This is a genomic window from Paraburkholderia sp. RL17-368-BIF-A (assembly GCF_046054045.1).
In the GTDB taxonomy this organism is placed as follows: Bacteria; Pseudomonadota; Gammaproteobacteria; order Burkholderiales; family Burkholderiaceae; genus Paraburkholderia; species Paraburkholderia graminis.
On the sequence record NZ_JARESN010000005.1, the window covers coordinates 328,423 to 353,927 of the forward strand.

The following is a 25,505-nucleotide window of genomic DNA, read 5'->3' on the forward strand; positions in this document are numbered from 1 at the left end:
GGACATCCGCAGAAGCATGCCACACGGGCCTCTGTCTGTGTGGCCGCCGGGTGTTCGCGCTGCTACTGTCTCGCGCACGCGACATCGTGCGGCATCATTTTGAGATTTGCGCTCCAGTTTTCGGCTGCCGTGACGTAAAGCAGTGTGACCTTACCTTCTGTTGTCTTATTATTGCCCCTTCCTTCTATCCCATCAGCATCCCGGCCAGGGAATTGGCTTTGCCACAGCATTGCCAGCAATTGTGCTGCGGGGGCGCGAGAGTCTGATCAGTTCATGAAGCCTGCTGTCTCGTTCTGTGTGTCACTGGTGGCCGGCGCATGCGCGCTCGCAGCGGCTATCTATCCGTCGATGTCGGTGGCCGCGCGTGGCGGCGAGGCGCCGGCGCGCACAACGGTTGCGTCCGCAACCGACGCGTCCTCGGTTTCCGCTGCTGCGTCGGCTGCTTCCGCTGGAATCGCCGGCAAGCTCGCTGCCGCGCCGCTCCTACCTGCGTCTTCCGCCGCCGCAACGAGCGCTGGCGCGCTGCGTTTGCCATTCTCCATGCTCGGCGCCTATCAGACGTTGGCGCTGCGCGGTCTCGACGACACGCGCACGGTCAACGTCGGCGTGCGGCTCGACCGCGTGGTGACGGCCGCGACGCTGCGCGTGCGCTACACGTATTCGCCGTCGCTCGTGTTTCCGATGTCGCACATCAAGGTGTCGGTGAACGGCGAGTCGGTCGCCACGGTGCCGCTGGAGCGCGAGCAGGCGGGGCAGGCCGTCACGCGCGACATCGTGCTCGACCCGCGTTTTTTCACCGATTACAACCAGCTCAACCTGAACCTGATCGCGCACTACACGCTCGATCATTGCGAAGACCCGCAAAACTCCGCGCTGTGGGCCGACATTAGCCCGACGAGCGAACTGATCCTGCAAACGTCGGCGGTCCGTCTGCCGAACGATCTGGCGCTGCTGCCCGCGCCGTTCTTCGACCGCCGCGACGTGTCGCGCCTGCGTTTGCCGTTCCTGTTGCCCGCCAATCCCGACAACGAGACGGTGCGCAGCGCCGGCGTCCTGGCGTCCTGGTTCGGCATGCTGGCCGATTACCGTCAGGCGCGCTTTCCGGTGGTGTCGGGGCTTCCCGCTGACAGCCACGGCGTCGTGATCGGCGTCGCGTCTTCGTTGCCCGCGCAACTGAAGCTGCCCGCGCCGGCCGGCCCGACCTTGATGGTCGTCGACAACCCCGCCGCGCAGGACAAGAAGCTGCTCGTCGTCACGGGCCGCGACGCGGCCGAAGTCGAGCGCGCCGTCGATGCGCTCGTGCTCGGCCGTGCCGCGTTGTCCGGCCCGGCGACGACGGTCGCGCATATCGACATCGGCGAGCCGCGCAAGCCTTACGATGCGCCGCGCTGGGTGCCGGTCGACCGTCCCGTCACGTTCAAGGAACTCGTCGACGACCCGGCGCAACTGCAGGTCAGCGGCAGCAATCCCGATGCGATCCGCGTGAATCTGCGCGTGCCCGCGGACCTGTTTTCGTGGAGCGGCACGGGCGTTCCGCTCGACCTGCATTACCGCTATACCGCGCCGACGGTGGTCAATAATTCCGCGCTGGCCGTCAACATCAACGATCAGCTCGTCAAGTCGCTGCGTCTGCCGAAAGCGAGCGCCGAGGACGGGCAAGGGCGCATGCAGTTGCCGGTGCTCTCGGACCAGCCGAGCCACTCGACCAACTCGATCGACATTCCGGCGTTTCGCGTCGGCAGTTCGAACCAGTTGCAGTTGCGCTTTAACCTCGATTCGCAAAAGACGGGCCTGTGTCAGGGCGTCGCGGCGAATCCGGTGCAGGCCGCAGTCGACCCCGATTCGACGATCGACTTCTCGCATTTCGTCCACTACGCGCAGATGCCGAACCTTGCGTTCTTCGCCAACAGCGGCTTTCCGTTCACGCGCTACGCCGATCTTTCGCAGACGGCGGTGGTGATTCCGCCGCATGCGGGCGCCGAGGAACTCGAAGCATTCCTGACGATGATGGGCCACATGGGCCAGTGGACCGGCTACCCATCGTTGCGCGTGCAAGTGATTCGACCCGCGGCGGTTGCGTCGCTCGCGCAAACGAAGGACATGCTGTTCGTCGGCGGCTCGCCCGGCGTGCTTGCGCAAACGCCTTGGCAAGCGGCGCTGCCGCTGACGCTCGGCGCGCTGCAAGGCGCGGCCGGCGGCGCGGGCGGCTCAGGCGCACCGAGTGGCACCGTGCGCGCGTCGTTCTCGGTCAAGGAGCACTGGCGTAACGGCGCGCCCGTCGCCGGCGGTAGCGCGCAGCTCGAGCAGGACGGCGCGCTCGCCGCGCTGTTCGGCTTCCAGCAGCCGGGCACCAAGGGGCGCAGCGTGGTCGTCATGCAGGCGACGAGCCCGGCGCATCTGACCGACATGCTCGATGTGTTCGAACGCGGGGACAGCGTGTCGCGGCTGCAAGGCGATCTCGCGCTGGTCCGCGACGGACAGATCGACAGCCTGCGCGTCGGCGAAACTTATCTGGTCGGCTACGTGCCGTGGTACGCGCGCATCTGGAGCAGCGCGATCAGGCATCCGGTCGTGCTCGGCTTGCTGGGCGCGTTGGGCGGTCTGCTGCTGGCGATCGGCGCCTTTGTCGCACTCCAGGAGCTTGCGGCGCGCCGCCGGGGTCTCTGATGGTGAAGCGCACAGTTCAGGTTCGCGCGAACGGCGTGCAGTCGTCGTCTGTCGGCGTTGCGCGCGCGGCATGCGCACGCAACGCGCGTCGCGTCGCGTCGGGTGTGTGCGGCGCGGTGCTGGCGTGGCTTGCCGCGGGTGTGGCGCTGGCGCCGGCGAGTGTTGCGGCCGCGGCTTCGGGTGCTTCTTCGGCTGCTTCTTCGGCTGCTAATTCGGCCGCTTCTTCCGCTGCTGCTTCGGCTGGTACTTCGGCTACTTCTTCCGCTGCTACGTCGGCGACCGGCGCAGCCAGCACCGCCGCATGTCCCGCCCAGGCTTTCCGCGCCTTCGACAACGCCGGCGGCGCGCAATCCACCGCACTCGCCGTTTCCGCCGATTGGCCCGCGTGGGAACAGTTCAGGCGCAAGTTCGTCTCACCGGACGGCCGCGTGATCGACGTCGGTTCCGACGACGACCGCACCGTCTCCGAAGGCCAGTCGTACGGACTGTTCTTTGCGCTCGTCGCCAACGACCGCGCGTCGTTCGACCGCCTGTTGCACTGGACCGAGAACAATCTGGCCGAGGGCGATCTCACGGCTCATCTGCCCGCGTGGCTGTGGGGGCGAGGGCAGGACGGCAAATGGGGCGTGCTCGACAGCAACGCGGCGTCCGACGCCGACTTGTGGATCGCCTATGCGCTGCTCGAAGCGGGGCGTGTCTGGAACGAGCGCAGCTACACGGCGCGCGGCGCGGCGCTTGCCAGGCGCGTGCTTGACGAGGAGACCGCGCGCGTGCCGACGCTCGGCCTCACGCTCTTGCCGGGGCCGACGGGTTTTCATCCCGAGGCCGATTTGTGGCGCGTCAATCCGAGCTACGCGCCGGTTCAGGTGCTGCGCGGCCTCGGTAGCGCGCTGGCTTCTGACCGGCGCTGGCAGGCGCTTGTCGATTCGTCGGCGCGCATGCTGGTCGACTCGGCGCCGCAGGGTTTTTCACCCGACTGGTCGCTCTATCGCACGGGCAAGGGCTTTTTGCCCGATCCAGCGACGCATGCCGAGAGCGCGTACAACGCGATTCGCGTGTACTTGTGGATCGGCATGCTCAACGGCAGCGATCCGTTGAAAAGCCGCCTGCTCAATCATTTCACGCCGTTCGCGCGCTATATCGCGGAACACGGAGCGCCGCCCGAGCGCATCGATACGACCGACGCGAAACCCGGAGCGAACGACGGCAACGCGGGCTTTTCGGCTGCGGCGATTCCGTTCCTGATCGCGCGCGGCGAGACGTCGATTGCCGACCGGCAGTCCGCGCGGGTCGACCAGCTCGATGCGCAGACCGCGCCCGGCTATTACACGAGCGTGCTGACGCTGTTCGGCCTCGGCTGGCGCGATGGCCGCTATCGCTTTGCGGCCGATGGGTCGCTCGACTTGCCCTGGAGTTCTGTTTGCCGTCCCGCGAAACGCTAACCGTCGCTGTTCGCGCGCGCTCGCGAATTGCGCGCGCGCTGTGGCTGGCCGGTCTCACGTGCGGCATGCCGCCGCTCGCGCATGCTGTTGCCGCGCAGGAGGCGGCAGCGCAGGCTTCCGGTTCCGCGTCGACGGCGCCGGCGGCGCCGGCCGAGCCGGCACAAGCACGCGCCGCGCGGTCAGCGGGCAAGGGCACGCGCAATGGCGGCGCGGCAGCGGCCAGCGCAACCGTCGCAGCCAGCATGAGTGCCGAGGTCAGCAAGAGCGGCGCAGCCCACGCTCGCGCCAGCGCCGCAGCCCACGCCAGCGCCGATTCCAGCGCCCGCGCCGCAGCGCACGCCAGCGCCAGAGCCGTAGCCGTAGCCAGCGCCGCGGCCAGCGGTAACGCCGCAACCAGCATCACCACCACCGCCACCCCAAGCACCGCAAACCCCACCCCCGCCGCCTCAGCCGCCGATTCCGCCAACATCTCCCGGCTGTACGCAACCGCCCGCCTCTGGAGCGCCAAGCGTCGCGACGACCTCGCCAAGCAGGCAATCGACAAAGCGTTGCTCATCGCGCCGCAATCGCCCGTCCTGCTCGCCGAACTGGTGAGCATCAATTTGCGCCTCGGACAGGCGCAGGCCGCCCAGGCGGCGTTGACGAAGCTGCACCAGGCCGCGCCCGGCAGCAAACTCGCGCAACAGTCGGACGACGAGTTCCGCGTGGCCACGAGCGGCCGCGGTGAACTCGCCACCATCCGGCTGCTCGCGCGCAGCGGTCAGTCCGAAGAAGCCGCGCGGCGCCTCGAGGCGCTGTTCCCGCACGGCGCGCCGTCCGGGCCGCTCGGCGCGGAGTACTACAGCATCGTCGCCGGCACGCCGGACGGCCGGGTGCGTGCGGTCGCCGCGCTGCGCGCGCGGCTCGCCGCCGATCCCGCCGACGCGCAAGCCGCGATGGCGCTCGCCGGCCTGCTCAATCGCAGCAGCGATACGCGGCCCGAGGCCGAGCGCATCGCCCGTTCGCTGGCCACCCGCAACGATGTGGACCACGGCGCGGCGATGGACCTGTGGCATCGCGTGCTGCAGTCGGCGGGGCCCGACCCGGCCTATGTGCAGGGCTTGAGCGCCTACGTCGCGCTCGCGCCGGACGACACCGAGTTCCACGACCGCCTCGCCGTGGTCAAAGACAAAGTCGACGCCCAACGCCGGCTCGAAAGCAATCCCGATTACATCGCGCAGAAGCGCGGCCTCGCGCTGCTCTCGCGCAACGATCTGGCCGCTGCCGATCCGCTGCTGACGCGCGCCGCGCAGGCGCGATCCGATGACGCCGAGGCGGTTGGCGGCCTCGGTCTGCTGCGCATGCGCGAGGGCCGCCAGGACGAGGCGCAAAAGCTCTTTCAGCGCGCCGCGCAACTCGCGCCCGACAATCGCGCGAAGTGGACCGGCCTCGCCCGGACCGCGCAGTTCTGGGCCACGCTCACCCGCGCGCGGCAAGCCGCGGCGGCCGGCCGGCCGGACGAAGCCGCGCGGTTGGCGCGCGAGGCGCTCGCCATGAACGTATCGAATACCGACGCCAAGCTGGTGCTCGCCGACTCGCTGCTTGCGCAAAAAGATTGGGCGAACGCCGAGCCTTTGCTGAAAGAATTGCTGAGCGCCCGCGATCCGAGCCTCGCGACGGTGCGCAGCACCGCGACGCTGTTCGACAACACCGGCCGCGACGAACGCATCGGGCCGCTGCTGGATGCCGTGCAAAACCGCTTCCGCGCGCCGGCGGATCGCGCGGAACTCGCGCAGATTCGCGCGGACAATCTGGTGGCGCAAGCCGAGCGGCTGTCGCAGCAGGGCCTGCGCGCGCAGGCAATCGACCGTTACGAAGCGGCGCTGCGCGCAGCACCGGATTCGCCTTGGACGCGTTTCGCGCTCGCCCGCATCTATCGCGATCTCGGCCTGCCGCAACTCGGCCGCACGGTGATGGACGAAGGGCTCAAGGCTTCCGACTCGCCGGAAATGCATTACGCCGCCGCGCTCTACCGCAATTCCACGGACGACCTGGCCGGCGCGCGCGCGTTGCTCGCGAGCGTACCGGCCGCGAACCAGACCGATGCGATGCGCGCGTTCGGCCGCAATCTGGATGCGCAGCAGGCGCTCGTCACGGCGCGCGCCGCGTATGCCGCGGGCGACGCGCAGGCGGGCAAAGCCGCGCTCGATCAAGCCGCGGCGCTCGGCGCCGACGACGCGAACCTGACCGCGTCGGTGGGCTCGCTCGAAATCGACATGGGCCAGCCGGATCGCGGTCTCGCGCGCCTCGCCGACTGGATGAAGGCGCACCCGCAACAGACCGACGACGACGTCAGGCTGCGCTATGGCGATCTGCTCGGCTCCGCGCATCGCGACGACGAACTCGACGCGTGGCTGCGCGACCTGCGCAACGACGCCGCGTTGACCGCGGCACAGCGCGCGCGGCTGCAGGACCAGTCGGTGCGGCTTGCGCTGCGCCGGACGGACGCCGCGATCGACGCCGGCGACTACCGGCGCGCGGCGGCGGTTCTCGCGGCCGTCGACGAAGAGGGCCAGCGCGATCCGCGCTACACGCTCGAGGTCGCCGATCTGCAGCGCGCGCAGGGCCAATTCGCCGGCGCCCGCGCGACGCTCGAAAAACTGCTCGCCGAGCATCCCGACGATCCCGATGCGCAGCTTGCGTTGGCCCGCGTGCTTCAGGAAAGCGGCAAGCGCCGCGAGGCGCTCGATCTCGTGCACGGCGTTGTCGAGCAAAGCGCGCCCGACGACATCGATACGCGGCTCTCGGCGGCGCGCCGGCTGGCCGCGTTGCGCCGGCCGTATGAAGCACAGACGCTGACCGACGAACTGGCGAGCGCGTTTCCCGACCGCTATGACGTGACTGCGCAGCAGGGGCGCATCAGCGAGGATCTCGGCCGCTACGACGACGCGGCGGCGCTGTATCGCAAGTCCGAGATGCAGGAGCGCAGCGCCGGCGTGAGTCCCGGTCCGAACGGCACGCCGGCGCAAGTGGCGTTGAGCGATCTGGAGCAGCGCCGCGATCCGTCGATTGAAGCGGCGTGGTATCCGGCCTACAAGTCCGGCGACGAGGGCATCTCGAACTATCACGCGCAGCAGGTGCCGATTTATGCGCAGTTGCCGGTCGGTTACGACGGACATGTGTTCGCGCATGTCGACGTCGTCAATCTCGATGCGGGCACGCTGAGCAGCTCCGACTCGAGCCTGCTCGACACGCTCGGCACGCACGCGGCGCTGGCGGACAGCAGCACTGCCGCGGTGGCGAGCTTCCATCAGCATGCGACCGGTGCGGGCGGCGGCATCGGCTACCGGTCGGACAATCTGCGGTTCGATCTCGGCACGACGCCGATCGGCTTCCCCGTGCATTACCTCGTGGGCGGCGTGCGCTACCGCATGGCCGGCGACGACAGCAGCTTCACCGTCAATCTGTCGCGGCGGCCGCAAACCAGCAGTGAACTGTCGTACGCGGGCCTGCGCGATCCGTGGACGGGCGCGGTCTGGGGCGGCGTGCGCCGCGACGGGCTGGATGTGCATTCTTCCGTCGACGTCGGCCGCGTGAACCTGTTCGCCGACGTCGGCGCCGGGATGTTCACCGGCCGCAACGTCGCTTCCAATACCGGCATCACGCTCCGCACGGGAGCGACCGTGCCGGTCTTCGAGCGCGCCGACATGAGAGTCAGCACCGGCGTGGTCGGCAATGCATGGCACTATGCGAACAATCTGCGGTTCTACACTTTCGGCCAGGGCGGCTATTACAGCCCGCAGCGCTATCTGTCGCTCGGTTTCCCGGTCGAATGGCAGGGCCGCCGCGGCGCGTGGCGCTGGGATCTGACGGCGACGGTCGGCGTGTCGAACTCGTATGAGCGCAGTTCGCCGTTCTATCCGAACGGTCTGCCGGCGTCGGCGGCCCTGAACCCGGCGGCGCTGAGCAACAGCAACAACGTGTATGGGGCCAGCTCGACGCGCGGCGTGTCGTTCCTTTACGGCCTGACCGGCGTCGTCGAACACCGTTTCAGTCCGAATCTGGTGGCCGGGCTGCTGTTCGACATCGACCGCTCGCACGATTACGCACCGAGTTCCGCGATGGTCTATGTGCGCTACAACCTGGATGCTCGCAAGCCGGATACGAGCCTGTCGCCGACGCCGACGCGTCTGTATTCGAGCTATTGAGGAGGCACGGCATGCGACCCGCAACGTCAGATCCACGACATTCCGGCCAACGGCCGGGCAACGCGGCTTCGTCGGTGTCGACGCTGCGCGCGCTCGGCGCCGGCTTCAGGCGCCTGGTTGCGCCGAACAAGGCGCCCGACCGGCTCGCGCTCGACGGCCTGCCCGAAAGCTGGGCGACACTGGCGCCCGGCAGCGTGTACCTCGTGTACGGCATCGCGGGCACCCCGGCAGCCGACGCGCTGCTGTTCGAAAGCGCCCGCGACTGCGCCGCGCGCTCGGTCACGCTTGTGCTGTCCGCCACACGCGCCGCGCCGCTCGCGCGCTTGCACGCGAAAGGCGGCGGCGATCTGCCGGCGCGCCTGAACGTCGTGACGCTAAGACCGCGCGAGTCCGCGAGCGACGCCGCCGCGGGCGGCGCGCAGACGGATGCCGCGGCACGGCCGCTGGCGCGTCTCTACGGCGCGCTGCGCGCGCTCAAGCCGTTTGGCTTCAGGCGCGGCAGCGTTTTCTTCGTCGAAGGCGCGGAGCATTGGTTTAGTTGGGACCGTCCCGACGATCTCGCCTACGAAGGCCGCGTGCTCGCCGACTGGTGCGAGACCCGCAACATCACGCTCGTGCTGCTGGCCGGGCGAGCGGCGGCGTCCACGAACGACCTCGCGCTCGATTCCGAGGCGATCGAAGAGCAGCTCGAACAGGAGGCGCGCGATCCCGAGCGCGACGCGTTCCACACCAGTTGCCAGGGCGTCGCGCGATTGCAGCCGACTCACGGCGAACTGTTGTGGCATGTCGATTTCTGGCGCAGCCGCGCGGCGCTCGCCGCGGGCGAAGTGCGTGCGCTGCGCTTCACGAACGCCGGCCGCCTGATGGTCGCGCCCGAGGAAACAGAAGCCTGCCGCCGTGCCGACGCACGCATCGCACGCGACGAAATGCGCGTGATCGCGACGCGCAAAGCCGTCGGCGATGAACCGTGGGTGCCTGCCGAGTGGGAGATCGTCGACGGTTTGCAGGCGGCGCTCAAGGCCAGTCTCGGTGCGCGCGCGGCGAGCGTCGTGCTCGACTACAGCGGCGGCGATCAGCTCGAGACGCTGTGCGAGACCATCCACACGCTGCGCCGGAGGTGCGGGCGCGCGCTGAAGATCGTGCTGGTCGAACGCGGCCAGGTGCTGCGTCATCAGTTCGAGTTGCTCGTGCTGAATCTCGGCGCGAACCTCGTGATCGGACGCGACGTGCCGTTTTCGCGGATGCAGTCGCTGATGCAGTCGTTAAGAGGGCAGCTCAACGCGCGCCCGGTCGCCGCCGATTACCGCGCCGCGCTCGCCGCTGCGCTGAGCGATGCCGTCTGCGGCTATTTGCCCGTGGCGCGTTTCGCGGATCACGTGAGCAACGTGCTCGGGCGTGGCTTGTCGTTGAACCTGCCGCATGTGCTGGTCAAGCTGCTGCTGAAGCCGGAAGTCGCGCATGCGGACGCGCTGCGGCAGTGTCGGCCGGTGCGCAATGGCGATGTATTCACCGCCGACGGCGCATACCTCTATGTGTTCCTGTTCGCCTGCCGGCTGGCTGATGCGCAGGGATCGCTGGCGCGTATTTTTCAGGTGCCGGTCGAGTCGCTCGCGCAAAGCAGGCAACTGATCGCCGGCGAGCAGTTGTTGCCGGAGATCGAGCGGCTGCGCATCGAGGAGCGCCGCGTGCCGAATGTCGACTTTAGCGATCTGTTTGGTACTGTGGCTGTTGCTGTTGCTGTTGCGCAGGATGCATCGCAACGCCCGGTGGAAACCCCGACAGAAAGCCGGCAAGAAACCGCGGCAGAAGCCACGACACCGGGCGTGACTGAACCCATCGCGCAAGCCCCGTCTGCCAGCGCCGTCAACTCACACAGCCTGCCTTCCGACGAAGCCGACCACGCGCCGCAACCCGCCGCCGCCGCCGAACACGCCGCCGCGCAACTCCCACGTCGCCGCCGCGCCGAGCCGGCCGCCATGCCACTGCGCAAGCAGGAGGCCTTATGACATTGTTTTTCCTCATCTGCTTTGGCATCGGCATGATCGGCGGGATTCCGCTGTGGATCGTCTGGCAGCACTTTCGCCGACGTTCCGGCATGCGCGCCACGCGCCGCTTCGATCCCCGGCATGAAGTCCCGTTCGATGCCGCCGCGCTCGTGCTGAAGGGCCGTCTCGTGCCGCAAGCCGTTGCCGCGCCGGCCGCTGAAGAAGAACGCGCGACTGGAGCGTCGTCCGCCTCATGAAAACCATCGCGATTCTTTCCACGTCGGGCGGCGCCGGACGAACCACGCTAACCGCGGCGCTCGCGGTGCTGCTCGCGCGCCGCGGCCGTCCCGTCGTCGCCGTCGATTTCGATCCGCAAAACCTGCTTGGTCCGCACCTCGGGCTCGACGAGTTGCCCGCCGACGGAATCGGCGCGGCCATCGCGAGCGGCGCGCCCTGGCACGCGCATACATGGCGCAATGACGACGGCGTGCTGTTCGTCCCGCACGGCGACGTGCCGCTTTCGAGCCTCGTGTCGATCAGCCAACTGCTCGCCGACGAACCCGCGTGGCTCGCGACCTCGCTCGCGGGCATCGACCTGCCCGCGCAAGGCGTCGTGCTGATCGACACGCCGCGTTATCCGTCGGTGCATGCGGCGCAGGCGCTCTACTGCGCGGATCTGATCGTCTGCGTGACACCGCCCGAGCCCGGTCCGCTCGCGACGCTCGCACGCCATCTGCCGCAATTGCGGGCGGCGCGCAATGAGTCGCTCTTCGTGCTGAACCGCCTGAACCCGGCGCGCGAGATGCAGCGCGACGCGCTCTCCATGCTGTCCGCCGCGCTCGGTCCCGGCGCCGCGCCGGTCATCCGTCTGCATGCCGACGCCGCGCTGCCCGAAGCATTCGCGCGCGGTTCATGGCTTTTCGACGATGCGCCGTATTCGCAGACCTCGCACGACCTGCAAGGACTGGCAAGCGCGGTCGACGAATGGCTCGCGCCGCTCGCCGAGCCATCGCGGGATTCGGAGCCTCGTTGACATGACGACGCCACAGCCAAACCGGTCCTTCGGCGACGCCCGTCCTGCGGCGCGGCCGTTGCGCTCGCGCGCGGGCGACTGGCTCGCGCGCCGTCTCGGCGTGAGCGGCGGCGGCCGGCTCGAATGGTGGGTGCGGCTCTTTTTCCGGCCGCCCGCCGAGGGCCGGCGCGATCTGCCGTTGTGGCTCGCGCGCGTGTCGGTGGCGTTCCTCGCGGCTCGCTTCGATCTCGTGCGTCCCGCGCCGTTGCGCGCCTGGCTGTGGCGCGTGTTCGTGCGGCCGCGGCCGCTGCGGCTCTCCATTGCCCCGAAGATCGGGCGCGGCCTGGTCTGGCTCGGACGCTATGGCGTGCTGCCCATCTACCGCTTATGGCGCGGCGCAGTCGGCGCGCTCGACCGCCAACTGGCGAGACTGCCGTGGCAGCGCTGGGGCACTTCGCTGGAAGCGGGCGCGACGCGCGCGGGCCGCATCCGCTGGCTGATGTTGATGCTGGCGGCGCTCGGCGCCGTGCTGTGGGCGCTGGTCGGCACATCGCCGCTGGCCGGCGTGAACCAGTACGTGTTTTTCGGCCTGACCATCGCGCTCGCTTTGCTGATCCGCCGTCTGCCGGGCCGTCTTCCGGTGCTGCTGCTCGCGTCGTTGTCGTTGCTCGCGATGCTGCGCTACGTCTGGTGGCGCGCAACGCAGACGCTCGACTTTCACGGCCCGAGCGAAGCGATCGTCGGTTACGCGTTGTTCGGCGCCGAGGCGTACACGTGGCTCGTGCTGCTGCTCGGTTTCGTGCAGACGGCCTGGCCGCTCGAACGGAAAGTGTCGCCGCTGCCCGACGACCGTTCGCGCTGGCCGAGCGTCGACGTCTACATTCCGACTTATAACGAGCCGCTCGCGGTCGTGAAACCGACCATTCTCGCGGCGCAGGGTATCGACTGGCCCGAAGACCGCCTGCACATCTATCTGCTCGACGACGGCAAGCGTCCCGAGTTCGAAGCATTCGCGCGCGAGGCGGGCATTCGCTATCTGACGCGCACCGACAATCTGCATGCGAAGGCGGGCAACATCAACCGCGCGCTCGCGAAGACGAACGGCGACTACATCGCCATTTTCGATTGCGATCACGTGCCGAGCCGGTCGTTTCTGCAAACGACGATGGGCACCTTCCTGCGCGATCCGCTGTGCGCGATGGTGCAAACGCCGCATCACTTCTTTTCGCCCGATCCGTTCGAACGCAACCTCAATACCTTCCGCCGCGTGCCGAACGAAGGCGAGCTGTTTTACGGGCTCGTGCAGTCGGGCAACGATCTGTGGAACGCGACGTTCTTCTGCGGCTCGTGCGCCGTCATCAAGCGTGCGCCGCTGGAAGAAGTGGGCGGCGTGGCCGTCGAGACCGTCACCGAAGATGCGCATACGGCGCTCAAGCTGCATCGGCGCGGCTATACGACAGCGTATCTGCCATACGTGCAGGCCGCGGGCCTCGCCACCGAAAGCCTCGCCGGCCATATCAAGCAGCGCACGCGCTGGGCTCGCGGCATGGCGCAGATTTTCCGCATCGACAATCCGTTTTTCGGGCGCGGCCTGAACCTGTTCCAGCGCATCTGCTACGGCAACGCGATGCTGCACTTCTTCTATGGCGTGCCGCGTCTCATCTTCCTGACGATGCCGATGGCGTTCCTGTTCTTCGGCATGTACGTGATCAACGCATCGGCGACGACGATCGCCGGATTCGTGTTGCCGTACATCATGTTGTCGAGCATCGCGAACTCGCGGCTGCAAGGCCGCTATCGACGCTCGTTCTGGGCGGAGGTCTACGAATCGGTGCTCGCGTGGTACATCGCGGTGCCGACCACGCTCGCGTTCTTCAGCCCGAAGCACGGCAAGTTCAACGTGACGGACAAGGGCGGCCGCATGGACGAGGGCTATCTCGACTGGTCCGTGTCGAAGCCCTACATCGTGCTGCTGGTGCTGAACGTGGTGGCGATGCTCGCGGGCGTGTACCGCATCGTGTTCGGTGTCGGCGAGGAGTTCGCCACTGTACTGATGAACGTGTTCTGGACCGCCTACAACCTCGTGATGCTCGGCGCGGCCGTGAGCGTCGCGCGTGAGGCGAAGCAGATTCGCGGCAGCCACCGCGTGCCGATGAGCATGCCGGCCACGCTCTTGCTCAGCGACGGCACCACGGTCGCGTGCATGACGAGCGACTACTCGACGGGCGGCCTCGGGCTTCACGTCGCGCCCGGCCTGCCGCTCGCTGAAGGCGACTGGCTGCAGGTGTGCGTGAGCCGCGGCGACCGGCAGTTTGCCTTTCCGGTCCACGTGGTGCGGGCGGCCGGCCAGCATCTTGGCGTGCAGTTCGACGAGTTGACGCTCGAGCAGGAACGCCAGCTCGTGCAATGCACGTTCGGCCGCGCGGACGCATGGATCGCCGCCGCCGACGAAGCGCGCACCGAGGAAGACGCGCCGTTGCGCGGGCTCGCCGAAGTGGTGCTGATGGGCGCCGAAGGTTATTCGCGCCTGCTGCAAGGCCTGTCGCAGAAACTGCGTGCGGTGTTTGCGCTGGACGAAAGCCGCTATTGAAGCATTGAGCTATTGAACCGTCGGCGCGAGGCGCCGGAATCTGAGGTTGGATCGAATGAGTGTCTGGAACCTGTATTTCCTGCTGAAGCTGTATCTGTTCAGCACAGGCCATCTGCATCCGCTGTGGCTCGCGAACATCGCTTTCGCGCTGGCGCTCGCCGCGACGGGCGCATTGCGCAACCGTCTTCTGCGGGTGTTGCGCGCGGTGATCGCGCTGGCCGTCGGCATCGTGCTGATGTATCACGAAGCCGCGATTCCGCCGTTCGCGCGGCTCGTCGAGGAGTTCGGCAATCTCGAGTCGTTCAGCTTCGGTTACTGGATGGAGCTCGCGCAACGCTTCGTTCCGCCCGCGGCCTTGTTCGCGGCCTGCTGCGCAATAGTCGCTTATGTGGTGGTGAACCGCTGGTTGCGCGTGACGAGCTTCGTCATCATCGCGCTCGTGGCATTGCCGGTCTGGCAGGCGAGCACCAATGCGCTCGCCACGATTCAGGCGGCCGCCACGCTGCGCACGGGTGCGAAGGATGGCGGCGTCGCGCAGCCCGGCGCGCCGCTCGACCATACCGCGGCGCTGGCCGCGTTCCGTGCCGGCGAGTCGCAACGTCAGGTGAGCATGGCCCATCTCACGAGCGATCCGAACCAGCAGTTCGACGTGATCGTGCTGCACGTGTGCTCGCTTTCATGGGATGACCTCGATGTATCGAAGGCGCGTAACAACCCGATGTTGAGCCACTTCGACTATCTGTTCACGAACTTCAGCACCGCGGCAAGTTATAGCGGCCCGGCGGCGATCCGCGTGTTGCGCGCAAGCTGCGGGCAGGAGGCGCATGCCGACCTGTACAAGCCGGCGGCGCAGCAGTGTTATCTGTTCTCGCAACTGGCGCAGGCCGGCTTCGCGCCGCAGACCATCCTGAATCACGACGGACACTTCGACAACTTCCTGCAAATCATCAAGGACAACGTCGGCGTGCCGAATGTGCCGATGATCTCGAGCGCCGACGTGCCCGTTGCGATGCATGCGTTCGACGGCTCAGCGATTCACGACGACTACGGCGTGCTCGCGAAGTGGTTCGCGCAACGGCAACAGACGGCAGGACCGGTCGCGCTGTACTACAACACGATCAGCCTGCACGACGGCAACCAGTTGCCGGGCGTGAGACAGACCAGCATCGAATCGTATCCGGCGCGAGTCAACAAGCTGATGAACGACTTCGACCGGCTCGCCGATCTGATTGCGTCGTCGGGCCGGCGCGCGGTGATCGTGTTCGTGCCGGAGCATGGCGCTGCGCTGCGCGGCGACGCGAACCAAGTGGCGGGCCTGCGCGAGATTCCGACGCCGCGGATCGTGCACGGACCGGTCGGCGTGCGGCTCGTCAATCTTCCTGGCAGCCACGGGCCGACCACGGTCATCGACCAGCCCACGAGTTTTCTGGCGGTGTCGCAACTGCTGTCGAATCTGGTGTCGAACAGTCCGTTCAAGCCGGGCGTGACGCTGTCGCAGTACGCAGCCGATCTGCCGAAAACGGAGATGGTCGGCGAAAACGAAGGCACCGTCACGATGAAGACGGCAACCGGTTACGTGGTGAAAACGCCGGACGGCGTGTGGGTGGACGAGAAGTGAACGAGCCTGAATTGCAGCCGAAGCAGGAGCAGGAACCGAAGCAGCGCAGGTGGTCGGTCAACGACATTGCCGGCCTCGCGCGCTCGCTGCCCGAGATCGATCCGTCGAAATACGTCGACGAGCAGGCCGAGCATGCATATGCGCAGGCGCTGGTGAAGTGGCCGGTGATGGCGCGGCTGATGGGGCTCGTGAAAGAGCCGCGGTAACAGAAGCGCTAAAACAAGCGCTAAAAGAAGCGCGCCGGTCGAGCCGGCGCGCGCAATTACTTCGGTAAGCGAAGCAATTCAAGCATCAATTAAAGCCGTTCGGATTCGCGGACTGCCACCGCCAATGGTCCGCGCACATTCTTTCGATACCGAACTCGGCACGCCAGCCGAGCACCTCCAGCGCCGCGCGCGGATCGGCAAAGCACGACGCCACGTCGCCCGGACGGCGCGCGACGATTTCATACGGCACGGGCCGGCCCGACGCCTTCTCGAATGCCTTCACGACGTCGATCACGCTATAGCCCTGGCCAGTCCCGAGATTGACCACGAAGCTCGCGTCGCGCTTCACGAGTGCATCCAGCGCGGCCAGGTGCCCGCGCGCCAGATCGACCACGTGAATGTAATCGCGGACGCCCGTGCCGTCCGGCGTTTCATAATCGCCGCCGAACACGCGCAGCTTGTCGAGCTTGCCGACCGCGACCTGCGCGACATAGGGCATCAGGTTATTCGGAATGCCCGCAGGATCTTCGCCGATCAGGCCGCTCTCGTGCGCGCCGACCGGATTGAAATAGCGCAGCGTGGCGACGCGCCACGACGGGTCCGCGACCTGCAGATCGCGCAGCACCTGTTCGGCGATCAGCTTCGACTGGCCATACGGATTGGTGGCCGACAGCGGAAACGATTCGTCGATGGGCGAGCTTTTCGGCACGCCGTACACCGTGGCCGACGAACTGAACACGAACTGCTTCACGTTGCGATCGCGCATCACGCCGAGCAGCGCGAGCAGGCTGCCGACGTTGTTGCTGTAGTACTCGACAGGCTTCGCGACCGATTCGCCCACCGCTTTCAGCGCCGCGAAGTGAATCGCGCCGGTGATCGGATGCGCGTCGAAAATCCGGTTGAGTGCGGCTTCGTCGCGTGCGTCGGCTTCATGAAACGCGACCGTGCGGCCGGTGATCTGTTCGACACGCCGCAGCGATTCGCGCTTGCTGTTCACGAGATTGTCGATTACCACGACGTCGTAGCCACCGTTCAGCAGTTCGACGCAGGTATGCGAGCCGATGAAGCCCGCGCCGCCTGTTACCAGAATCGTGCCCTTCGTGGTCATGCTGTTGCTCCGTTAAAGTAAAACGCCCGTCATTTTTTGCACCAGGTCTTTATACGTTTCGACGACGACGCGTTCGTCGAATTCCTGCGCGACTTTCTGCCGGCCGCGTTCCGCCATCGCGCGGCGCTCTGCGCCGCTCATGTCGAGCATCTGCGCGAGCGCGTCCGCGAGGCTGTCCGCGTTGCGCGCTTCGCAAAGCAATCCGTTGACGCCGTGCGCGACCACTTCGCGGCAGCCGGGCACGTCGGTCGCGACAATCGGCCGTCCCATCGCCGACGCTTCCATCAGCGTGCGCGGCACGCCTTCGCGATACGAAGGCAAAACGACGCAATCCGCATCGGCGATAAAGGGCCGCACGTCGTGCGCCTCGCCGAGATACTCGACGATGCCTTCGCGTTCCCACGCCGCGACTTCGTCGCGCGTGATCGCACTCGGATTGTCGACGCCGACCGGCCCGAGCAACTGGAAGCACGCATGCGGATAGCGTTCGCGCACACGCCGCGCCGCTTCGACGTATTCGCCCACGCCTTTGTCCCACAACAAACGGCCGATCAGCACGAACCTGAATTCCGCGCGCTCGGGCAAGGGCGTGAAGCCGAATTGTTCGAGGTCGACGCCTTCGCCATGCAGAAGCCGCGCGCGTTCAGGATGCACCAACAAATTCTGTTCGACAAACGCTGTCTGATCGTCGCGATTCAAAAACCATATTTCGCGCGGAAAACGGAACGCAAAACGATACAGTTTTTTAGCGACCTGCGCGGCGCGGCTCTGCTGGATGAACACATAGCCGAGGCCCGTTGTGACCGCAACCGATTGCACGCCCGCGAGCTTCGCCGCAATCGAGCCGTAAATATTCGGCTTGATCGTGTAGTGAAACACGACGTGCGGGCGAATCGCGCGGTAACGGCGGTAGAGCGACCACAGCGTGCGCAGATCGTCGCGCGGATTGGTGCCTTTCGACGCGACCGGCAATTCGATGCAGCGGCAACCCATTGCCGTCAGCAGTTCGAAGGTGCGGTCGCGCGGCGCGAGCACCGTCACGTCGACGCCGCGTCCCACCAGCATGCGGATCAGGCCTTGCCGATACGTATAGATTGCCCAGGCGGTGTTACACACGAGTGTAATGCGCAACGCGGGCGTCGACTTCAGGGCTGGCTTCATGCGGGAACGAACTCGGCGGTGAATGAAAAGACAAGCTGTGAGAACAGGCGGACGACGACGACCAAACTGCGCAAAACCGCGCGAGGCCGCGGCTCAATGACTCGCGCGCGCAGCCAGAAGGCCGCGTTTGACCCGCTGCAACGCGCGGTAAGGCGTCACGAGATGCAGCAGATTTTTGCCGAGGCCCAACCAGTCGTACGGATTCGCGATGTTGAAGTAGCGCAGTTGCAGCCGCAGCGTCGACAGCACCTGGCGGCGGCGCCTGGTCGCGCTGATGCCGCCTTCGTTCAGCTCGTAGTACAGGCCCAGCTCCGGCAGATTCGCGCAGTCGTAGCGCTCCATCAGGCGTACGAACAGATCGAGGTCCTCGGCCGAGCGATACATCGCGCGATAGTTGCCGACGGCGCGCACCGCGTCGATTCGCAGCATCATCGAAGGATGCGCGAGGCACGAGCGGAAAAAGCGCAGGCGGCGGATGTCCACCGGGTCGCTCGGCGGCGTCAGCATGAAGAGCGGCTCGCCCGCGCGCGTGACGACCTGCGTCCACATGCCGAGCCCGGCGACGCGCGGATGCGCTTCCATGAACGCGCGCTGCTTCGCAAGACGCTGCGGCACGCTGCGGTCGCCCGCGTCGATGCGCGCCGCGTAACGATAGCCGCGCTGCGCGAGCGCGTCGATGCCGGCTTCCAGTGCGCGCTCGATGCCGCCGTTCACCGGCATGCGCAGCACTTCGATGTGCATGTTTGCAAGCTCGGGCGCGACGATGGGCGGCGTGCTGCCGTCATCGACGATCAGAACGTGCACCAGCGGACGTTCATCGAACGACGCGAGCGTCAGATCGACGTCGGCCTGGCCGTTATAGGCGGGCATCAGCACCGCGACGTCGTCGAGGCAGTGCGGCGGCGTGTCGGTGGCGGGAAGCGTCATGGGCGCAATTTGAAACGAATGTAATAAAGATTAACTGCCGCCGCCGCCAGATAACCGCACGCGAGTCCGGCCAACGCGCCATAGGCGCCGAGCCGTGGAATCGCCAGCAGATTGACGACGAACGCCACGGCAAGCGCGAGCAGCCATTTGAACAGCAACACGAACTTCGCCTGATACTTCAGCACGACGAGATTGCCGATCGCCTCGATGCCCGCGGGCACGGAAAGCCACACGGCCCAGCGGAAAATCTCGATGGCGCCTTCGAAGCCCGGCCCGAACACGCGGCGAATGATAAAGCCCGCGAGCAGGTCGAGCACGAGCGCGCCGCCGATCATCAACGCGGCGGTCATCGCGGTGAGGCGCCAGATGTTCCGGCGCAAGTGCGCGGCCTGCTGCACACGGTAGACGAATGCGGGCGCGATAGTCTGTGCGAGCATTAACGCAAGCGTGATCCAGTTTTCGTTCAGTTGCTGCGCGGCCGAATAACGCCCAAGATCGGCGAATGAAACGGCGCGTTCGAGCATGAGCCGGTCCAGTTTCAGGAACAGGTACATACAGATCAGGCCGAGCCAGAACACCGTGCCCGCGCTCGCAAAATGCCTGAACAGCGAGCGGTCGAAGTGCCAGCCCAGCTTGCCGCCATGACGTCGAATGTAATAGACGACCAGCACGCCGCCGATGGCCGCCGACTCCAGCGCCCACAGCCAGCCGAAGCGCGAGGGCTCGGCAGCCGCGCGCACGAGCAGATAGACGAAGCCCGCCTTGATGACCGCGGTGCTCATGCTCGTGAGCAACTGCGGCTTGCTGTACGTCATGCTTTGCAGCCACGCATTGATCACGCCGACGAACGGTTCGCGAAACAGCATCGTGACGGCAAGGCCCGCGAGCATCGCGCCGACGAGCGGATCGAAGAGGCCGAGTGCAATGGCGAGCCATGTGAGCAGCAACGCCGCGACCGAAACGGCAAAGCGCAGCGTGAAGGCGCTGCCGAGCACGGTGCCGAGTTGCGCGGGCGGCCGCGCGACGATGGTGGGCACCAGAATCTCCGCGCCGCATACCCATGTGATCGGCGAGAGCACGAGCAGCAGCGTGTTCGCGTATTGCCATTTGCCGAACGTATCGGGTCCGAAGTAACGCGCGAGGATGCCGCTGATCGCAATCGCCACGCCGATTTGCGTGAGCCGTTCGAGCCCGAGCCAGACGATATTCGTGAACGCGCGCGTGACGTCCGGATTGGCGAAGCGTTTGAGCGTCAGCATCCGGCAGGCGCCCGCCAATGCATCGTGCGCGAGTGCGCGCACCTGGCAGGCCATCCCGGCAACTTTACAAATGGAGGGCGTCTAAGCATTAGAATGGCGTTACCAGGCTGGTCCGAAAAGCGCAATTATAAGTTGGAACCGGATCGCTTCCGGCAAGGGCGCGGCACCATGTCCGATCACCATGATTTACCGATCTGCATGACCGCGCCGGTCAAAATTTTCCATTGCACGCAAGTGAGCCAACATGATCTCCAAATCTATTTTCAAGGCGTATGACATTCGCGGTGTGATCGGCAAGACGCTCGACGCCGACACGGCGCGTTCGATCGGCCGCGCATTCGGCAGCGAAGTGCGTGCGCAAGGCGGCGACGCTGTAGTCGTCGCGCGCGACGGTCGCCTGTCGGGTCCGGAATTGATCCAGGCATTGTCGGACGGCCTGCGTGCGGCCGGCGTCGACGTGGTCAATGTCGGCATGGTGCCCACGCCGGTCGGCTACTTCGCGGCAAGCGTGCCGTTGCAGCTCGAAGGCGGCGAACGCCGTGTCGATTCGTGCATCGTCGTGACGGGTAGTCATAATCCGCCGGATTACAACGGCTTCAAGATGGTGCTGCGCGGCTCGGCGATTTATGGCGAGCAGATTCTCGCGCTGCATCAGCGCATCGTCGACGAAAACTTTTCCGAAGGCAGCGGCACCTACACCGACTACGACATTGCCGACGCGTATCTCGAACGCATTGCGAGCGACGTCAAGCTCGCGCGTCCGATCAAGATCGTGGTCGATACCGGCAACGGCGTCGCGGGCGGTCTCGCGCCGAAGCTTTTCAAGAAGCTCGGTTGCGAACTCGTTGAACTGTTCACCGAGATCGACGGCAACTTCCCGAACCATCACCCGGACCCGGCTCATCCGGAAAATCTTCAGGACGTGATTCGCGCGCTGAAGGAAACCGACGCGGAAATCGGCTTCGCGTTCGACGGCGACGGCGACCGCCTGGGCGTCGTCACCAAAGACGGCCAGATCATTTATCCGGACCGCCAACTGATGCTGTTCGCCGAAGAAGTCCTGTCGCGCAACAAGGGCGCGCAGATCATTTACGACGTGAAGTGCACGCGCAATCTCGCGAAGTGGGTCAAAGACAAGGGCGGCGAGCCGCTCATGTGGAAGACGGGTCACTCGCTCGTGAAAGCCAAGCTGCGCGAAACGGGCGCACCGCTCGCGGGCGAAATGAGCGGCCACGTGTTCTTCAAAGACCGCTGGTACGGTTTCGACGACGGCCTGTACACGGGCGCACGTCTGCTCGAAATCCTCACGCGTGTGCAGGACCCGAGCAAGCTGCTGAACTCGCTGCCCAACTCGCATTCCACGCCGGAACTGCAACTCAAGCTTGAGGAAGGCGAGAACTTCGAACTGATCGCGCGCCTGCAGAAGAACGCGCAATTCACCGGCGCGGACGACGTGGTGACGATCGACGGCCTGCGCGTCGAATACCCGGACGGCTTCGGCCTTGCGCGTTCGTCGAACACCACGCCGGTCGTGGTCATGCGTTTCGAAGCCGATAACGACGCGGCGCTCAAGCGCATCCAGGAAGATTTCCGCCGCGTGATTATGGCGGAGAAGGCAGACGCAAAGCTGCCGTTCTAAAAGCTTGAACGGCGGCAGCGAAGGCGCAGCGGTTTGCAATGAGCCGCAGTGGTCTTTCGCAGTTTGCGTTATAACGCGGCGCGGGTCTCACTTACCGCGCCGCGTTTTTTCATGCCGATCAGCTATGTCGCGCTAGAATTGCCGTCCTGGCGACGCGACATCAGCGCATAAGCGCATCAAGGTCGTGTCGCCGCTCGCTGGAGGTATATCGCGTGAAGCGAAGCGGCAGGTTTTTCGCCGCGCCTCTTTCAATGCATCTTAGGACCGCCTGGCCGGTTTTCCTCTCTTGAGCGTGCAAAAGATATTGATCGTGAGGGTGTCGTCGCTGGGCGACGTCGTCCATAACATGCCGGTGATCGCCGACATCCGGCGCCGCCATCCCGACGCGCAGATCGACTGGCTCGTCGAGGAAAGCTTCGTGGGGCTGGTCGAACTCGTTAGCGGCGTGCGGCGTGCGATTCCTGTGTCGCTGCGGCGCTGGCGCAAACGCATTCTTTCGCTCGACAACTGGCGCGAGATCGGCGCGTTTCGCCGCGCGCTCGCCGCCGAGCACTACGATCTCGTGATCGACTGCCAGGGGCTCATCAAGACCGCATGGGTCGCGAGCATGGCGCGCGGACCGCTCGTCGGGCTCGGCAATCGCACGGATGGCGCCGGCTACGAATGGCCGGTGCGATTCTTCTACGACAAGCGCGTGCCGATCGCGCCGCGCACGCATGTTGTCGAACGCACGCGGCAACTGGTGGCCGCGGCGCTGAATGAGCCCGAGCCGCAACCCACCGACGAGATCGACTTCGGCATCGACACGGGGCGCGCTGCGCTGGCGTTGTCGGCGGCCAATCTGAATCTTCCGGTGCCTTACGTGGTGTTCGTGCACGCGACCTCGCGCGCCGACAAGCAATGGCCCGATACCGCGTGGATCGAATTGGGCCAGGCGCTCGTGCGGCGCGGCGCGTCGATCGTCCTGCCGTGGGGCAGCGACGCCGAGCGCGCGACGAGCGAGCGTCTCGCGAAGGAATTCGGCGCGGCGGCCATCGTGCCGCCGAAGTTGTCGTTGCCCGCGGTCGTCGGATTGATCGAAGGCGCGGCTGCGACAGTCGGCGTTGACACAGGTCTGGTTCACATTGCGGCTGCGCTGAAGCGGCCCACGGTCGAGTTGTACAATTTCGCCACCGCGTGGCGTACCGGCGGCTACTGGTCGCCGAACGTCGTCAATCTCGGCACGGCCGGGCAACCGCCCACGCTGCAACAAGTGAAGTCCGCGCTTGCCGGCTTCGGCCTGCTGTAATTCGTCCGGCGCGCTTCGCCTTACGCATCATCCGTTTTCAAGGGCGATCATGAACGAAACACAGATCATCGAAGTCGCGAACGCCGACTGGCACGCACGCAATCTGTCCGTGCCGCGCGAGACGCTGCTGGCCGGCGTCGAACGCGGCAAAGTGCTGTATTTTCCGAATCTGCGCTTTGCTATCGAAGGCGGCGAGCAGGCGCTGCTCGATCCCGCGCTCGCCGATCCGAATCGCAAGAACATCAGCCTCGAACCGAACGGCGGCGCGCTGCATGGCGTGGCTGGGGACGCCGTCACGCAGTCCGCGGTGCGCGCGTTGATCGCGCGTTATCAGGCGAATGCACGCACGCTGGTCGACGGGCTCTTTCCCGAATACAACGGCCGGCTGCGGGTCGCGCCCACGAGCCTGCGGCTGCATCAGGTGGAAACGCGGCAGACGTCGTGGCGCAAGGACGATAGCCGCCTGCACGTCGACGCATTCCCGTCGCGGCCGAATTACGGCGAGCGCATTCTGCGCGTCTTCACCAACGTCAATCCGCATGGCGTGCCGCGCGTGTGGCGAGTCGGCGAACCGTTCGAGGACATGGCCAAACGCTTCCTGCCGCGCATCAAGCCGCAAATGCCGGGCGCCGCGTGGCTGCTGAATCTGCTGCATGTGACGAAGTCGCCGCGCAGCGAATACGACCATCTGATGCTCAATCTGCACGACGGCATGAAGGCCGATCTCGAGTATCAGAAGACGAGCCCGCAGGAGACCATGCCGTTTCCGCCGGGCAGCGTGTGGGTGTGTTTCTCCGACCAGACTTCGCACGCGGTGATGTCCGGTCAGTTCATGCTCGAACAGACCTTCTTCCTGCCGGTCAAGGCGATGGCGCAACCCGAGTGCGCGCCGCTCGGCATACTCGAACGCCTGAAGGGCAGGGCGCTGGTTTGAGCGCCGCTTATTGCGAGTCGCCGGCTTCGTCAGCCCGTCGCGTGCTTCGTGATGCGGAGCGCGCATGCTGAGGGTGATCTATAACGCGCTGTGGTGGATCATCGCGCCTGTCGCCGTGCTGCGTTTGCTGATCCGCTCGCGCAAGGAGCGCGGTTATCGTCAGCATATCGGCGAACGCTTTGGGCATGCGCGCGGACGTTTGCCTGAGGACAACGCGCCGTTGATCTGGGTGCATGCCGTGTCGGTCGGCGAGACGCGCGCCGCGCAGCCGCTGATCGACGCGCTCATGAAGGCGCGTCCCGATGCGCGCATTCTGTTGACGCACATGACGCCGAGCGGCCGCGCAACCGGCGAGCAGATTTTCGGCGACCGCGTGTTGCGCAGCTATCTGCCGTACGACATGCCTCACGCCGTGCGGCGTTTTCTGCGCGCGTGGCGGCCGTCGGTCGGTCTCGTGATGGAGACCGAAGTGTGGCCCACGCTGATCGACGAATGCCGTCGCGCGGATGTGCAACTCGTGCTGACCAATGCGCGCATGTCGGCGCGCTCATTCAAGCGCGCGGCGAAGTTCGGCGGTGCGACGAAGGACGTGTTCGGCGGCTTTGCGCGCGTGCTGGCGCAAAGTCCGTCGGATGCCGAGCGGCTCACCGCGCTCGGTGCGCGCAACGTCGCGGTGCTCGGCAATCTGAAGTTCGACATGAACACGCCGCCTGAACTGGCGGCGCGCGGTCATGCGTGGCGCGCGGCGATCGGCGCGCGTCCCGTGTGGGTTGCGGCAAGCACGCGCGAGGGCGAAGAGGAACTCGTGCTGCAGGCGTTCTCCGAGCTTGGCGTGGAAGGCGCGCTGCTGATTCTCGTGCCGCGTCATCCGCAACGCTTTAACGAAGTGGCGGCGCTCGTCGAGAAAGCGGGCTTGCGGCTCGCGCGGCGTTCGCAATGGGCGCCGGATGCGAAGGTGGCATCGGCCGCGGTGGCTGCGAGCGGCGGCGTGCCTACGTTGCCGGCGGACGTGAATGTGCTGCTCGGCGATTCGATGGGCGAACTGGGCGCTTATTATGCGGCCTCCGACTTGGCGTTTATCGGCGGCAGTCTGTTGCCGCTCGGCGGACAGAATCTGATCGAGGCATGCGCGGTCGGCGTGCCGGTGCTGATCGGCCCGCACGTGTTCAACTTCACGCAGGCCACGGCCGATGCGGTCGCCGCGGGCGCGGCGGTGCAAGTGCAAGACCCGGCCGACCTCGCCCGCGCACTGCGCGATCTATTCAACGACAAGGCGCGGCGCCTCGCGATGGGCGGCGCGGCATCGGCCTTCGCCGCGCGCCATCGCGGCGCGACCGCGCGCACGGTGGATGTGTTGATGGCGGTGTTGCCGGAGTGAGGGGGGGCTCGGCGCTTCTTGCTAATTAATTCGTATATCCTGAAGACAACTGCGTTTCGCACCGATCACCCTCATCCGGGCGAGTGAGACGCCGAGCATCACGC

At 66.3% G+C, this 25,505-nt stretch carries 17 protein-coding genes; 13 read left to right on the forward strand and 4 right to left on the reverse strand.

What is annotated here, in order from left to right; all coding sequences use genetic code 11:
* Window positions 1–273 precede the first annotated feature (273 nt).
* The 9 genes from bcsB to P0D87_RS11940 are packed head-to-tail and all read left to right on the forward strand — an operon-like array spanning window position 274 to window position 15,707.
* Window positions 274–2,667 (forward strand): cellulose biosynthesis cyclic di-GMP-binding regulatory protein BcsB, encoded by a 2,394-nt coding sequence (gene bcsB / locus P0D87_RS11900; RefSeq protein WP_053857638.1) that lies wholly within the window; start codon window positions 274–276, stop codon window positions 2,665–2,667.
* A complete protein-coding gene (bcsZ, locus tag P0D87_RS11905; RefSeq protein WP_053857639.1) occupies window positions 2,667–4,109 on the forward strand; it encodes a cellulose synthase complex periplasmic endoglucanase BcsZ in 1,443 nt (480 codons plus the stop codon). Before bcsB ends, bcsZ begins: the two co-directional genes overlap by 1 nt.
* Window positions 4,088–8,296, forward strand: coding sequence for a cellulose synthase subunit BcsC-related outer membrane protein (locus tag P0D87_RS11910; RefSeq protein WP_408636827.1), 4,209 nt, complete (start codon window positions 4,088–4,090; stop codon window positions 8,294–8,296). The genes bcsZ and P0D87_RS11910 overlap by 22 nt, the downstream gene beginning before the upstream one ends.
* Before the next feature lie 11 nt (window positions 8,297–8,307).
* Window positions 8,308–10,302, forward strand: a complete 1,995-nt coding sequence (gene bcsE / locus P0D87_RS11915; protein ID WP_408636828.1) for a cellulose biosynthesis protein BcsE — start codon at window positions 8,308–8,310, stop codon at window positions 10,300–10,302.
* Window positions 10,299–10,538: a hypothetical protein gene (locus P0D87_RS11920; protein WP_053857642.1), complete on the forward strand. Its 240-nt coding sequence runs from the start codon at window positions 10,299–10,301 to the stop codon at window positions 10,536–10,538. Before bcsE ends, P0D87_RS11920 begins: the two co-directional genes overlap by 4 nt.
* Complete coding sequence (bcsQ, locus tag P0D87_RS11925) at window positions 10,535–11,314, forward strand: cellulose biosynthesis protein BcsQ (protein WP_053857643.1); 780 nt, start codon at window positions 10,535–10,537, stop codon at window positions 11,312–11,314. Before P0D87_RS11920 ends, bcsQ begins: the two co-directional genes overlap by 4 nt.
* Before the next feature lies 1 nt (window position 11,315).
* Window positions 11,316–13,883 carry a UDP-forming cellulose synthase catalytic subunit gene (bcsA, locus tag P0D87_RS11930; protein ID WP_053857644.1) on the forward strand — a complete coding sequence of 856 codons (2,568 nt, stop codon included), beginning with the start codon at window positions 11,316–11,318 and terminating at the stop codon, window positions 13,881–13,883.
* 55 nt (window positions 13,884–13,938) lie between these two features.
* On the forward strand, window positions 13,939–15,501 hold the full coding sequence (gene bcsG, locus P0D87_RS11935; RefSeq protein WP_053857645.1) for a cellulose biosynthesis protein BcsG: 1,563 nt from the start codon (window positions 13,939–13,941) through the stop codon (window positions 15,499–15,501).
* On the forward strand, window positions 15,498–15,707 hold the full coding sequence (locus tag P0D87_RS11940) for a hypothetical protein (RefSeq protein WP_408636829.1): 210 nt from the start codon (window positions 15,498–15,500) through the stop codon (window positions 15,705–15,707). Before bcsG ends, P0D87_RS11940 begins: the two co-directional genes overlap by 4 nt.
* An 85-nt stretch (window positions 15,708–15,792) precedes the next feature.
* On the opposite strand, the gene galE is transcribed toward P0D87_RS11940, so the two are convergent.
* The 4 genes from galE to P0D87_RS11960 all read right to left on the reverse strand — a co-directional run bounded on the left by galE (window position 15,793) and on the right by P0D87_RS11960 (window position 20,162).
* Complete coding sequence (galE, locus tag P0D87_RS11945; RefSeq protein ID WP_029971085.1) at window positions 15,793–16,815, reverse strand: UDP-glucose 4-epimerase GalE; 1,023 nt, start codon at window positions 16,813–16,815, stop codon at window positions 15,793–15,795.
* A 12-nt stretch (window positions 16,816–16,827) separates the two neighbouring features.
* Window positions 16,828–17,976 (reverse strand): glycosyltransferase family 4 protein, encoded by a 1,149-nt coding sequence (locus P0D87_RS11950; RefSeq protein ID WP_053857647.1) that lies wholly within the window; start codon window positions 17,974–17,976, stop codon window positions 16,828–16,830.
* Window positions 17,977–18,069: 93 nt separating this feature from the next.
* The gene (locus P0D87_RS11955) at window positions 18,070–18,903 is read right to left on the reverse strand and encodes a glycosyltransferase (RefSeq protein WP_053857648.1); all 834 of its coding nucleotides are present in this window, start codon (window positions 18,901–18,903) and stop codon (window positions 18,070–18,072) included.
* Window positions 18,900–20,162 carry an oligosaccharide flippase family protein gene (locus P0D87_RS11960; RefSeq protein WP_053858967.1) on the reverse strand — a complete coding sequence of 421 codons (1,263 nt, stop codon included), beginning with the start codon at window positions 20,160–20,162 and terminating at the stop codon, window positions 18,900–18,902. The genes P0D87_RS11955 and P0D87_RS11960 overlap by 4 nt, the downstream gene beginning before the upstream one ends.
* A gap of 244 nt (window positions 20,163–20,406) precedes the next feature.
* Between P0D87_RS11960 and P0D87_RS11965 the strand changes: the two genes are divergently transcribed.
* The 4 genes from P0D87_RS11965 (at window position 20,407) to waaA (ending at window position 25,401) form a co-directional block, all read left to right on the forward strand.
* Window positions 20,407–21,801, forward strand: coding sequence for a phosphomannomutase/phosphoglucomutase (locus P0D87_RS11965; RefSeq protein ID WP_006048597.1), 1,395 nt, complete (start codon window positions 20,407–20,409; stop codon window positions 21,799–21,801).
* Between the two features lie 286 nt (window positions 21,802–22,087).
* Window positions 22,088–23,089 (forward strand): lipopolysaccharide heptosyltransferase I, encoded by a 1,002-nt coding sequence (waaC, locus tag P0D87_RS11970; RefSeq protein ID WP_029971088.1) that lies wholly within the window; start codon window positions 22,088–22,090, stop codon window positions 23,087–23,089.
* A gap of 49 nt (window positions 23,090–23,138) precedes the next feature.
* Window positions 23,139–24,023, forward strand: a complete 885-nt coding sequence (gene kdoO / locus P0D87_RS11975; RefSeq protein WP_006048595.1) for a Kdo hydroxylase KdoO — start codon at window positions 23,139–23,141, stop codon at window positions 24,021–24,023.
* Window positions 24,024–24,087: 64 nt separating this feature from the next.
* Window positions 24,088–25,401, forward strand: coding sequence for a lipid IV(A) 3-deoxy-D-manno-octulosonic acid transferase (gene waaA / locus P0D87_RS11980; RefSeq protein WP_053857649.1), 1,314 nt, complete (start codon window positions 24,088–24,090; stop codon window positions 25,399–25,401).
* Window positions 25,402–25,505 lie beyond the last annotated feature (104 nt).

Excerpts from the sequence above, each read along its gene's own strand:
- bcsZ (WP_053857639.1), top strand. The coding sequence starts at position 2,667 with ATGGTGAAGCGCACAGTTCAGGTTCGCGCGAACGGCGTGCAGTCGTCG.
- P0D87_RS11920 (WP_053857642.1), top strand. The coding sequence starts at position 10,299 with ATGACATTGTTTTTCCTCATCTGCTTTGGCATCGGCATGATCGGCGGG.
- galE (WP_029971085.1), bottom strand. The coding sequence starts at position 16,815 with ATGACCACGAAGGGCACGATTCTGGTAACAGGCGGCGCGGGCTTCATC.
- bcsE (WP_408636828.1), top strand. The coding sequence starts at position 8,308 with ATGCGACCCGCAACGTCAGATCCACGACATTCCGGCCAACGGCCGGGC.
- P0D87_RS11950 (WP_053857647.1), bottom strand. The coding sequence starts at position 17,976 with ATGAAGCCAGCCCTGAAGTCGACGCCCGCGTTGCGCATTACACTCGTG.
- bcsA (WP_053857644.1), top strand. The coding sequence starts at position 11,316 with ATGACGACGCCACAGCCAAACCGGTCCTTCGGCGACGCCCGTCCTGCG.
- P0D87_RS11965 (WP_006048597.1), top strand. The coding sequence starts at position 20,407 with ATGATCTCCAAATCTATTTTCAAGGCGTATGACATTCGCGGTGTGATC.
- bcsB (WP_053857638.1), top strand. The coding sequence starts at position 274 with ATGAAGCCTGCTGTCTCGTTCTGTGTGTCACTGGTGGCCGGCGCATGC.
- bcsQ (WP_053857643.1), top strand. The coding sequence starts at position 10,535 with ATGAAAACCATCGCGATTCTTTCCACGTCGGGCGGCGCCGGACGAACC.
- bcsG (WP_053857645.1), top strand. The coding sequence starts at position 13,939 with ATGAGTGTCTGGAACCTGTATTTCCTGCTGAAGCTGTATCTGTTCAGC.
- P0D87_RS11960 (WP_053858967.1), bottom strand. The coding sequence starts at position 20,162 with ATGCTGACGCTCAAACGCTTCGCCAATCCGGACGTCACGCGCGCGTTC.
- P0D87_RS11955 (WP_053857648.1), bottom strand. The coding sequence starts at position 18,903 with ATGACGCTTCCCGCCACCGACACGCCGCCGCACTGCCTCGACGACGTC.
- waaA (WP_053857649.1), top strand. The coding sequence starts at position 24,088 with ATGCTGAGGGTGATCTATAACGCGCTGTGGTGGATCATCGCGCCTGTC.
- kdoO (WP_006048595.1), top strand. The coding sequence starts at position 23,139 with ATGAACGAAACACAGATCATCGAAGTCGCGAACGCCGACTGGCACGCA.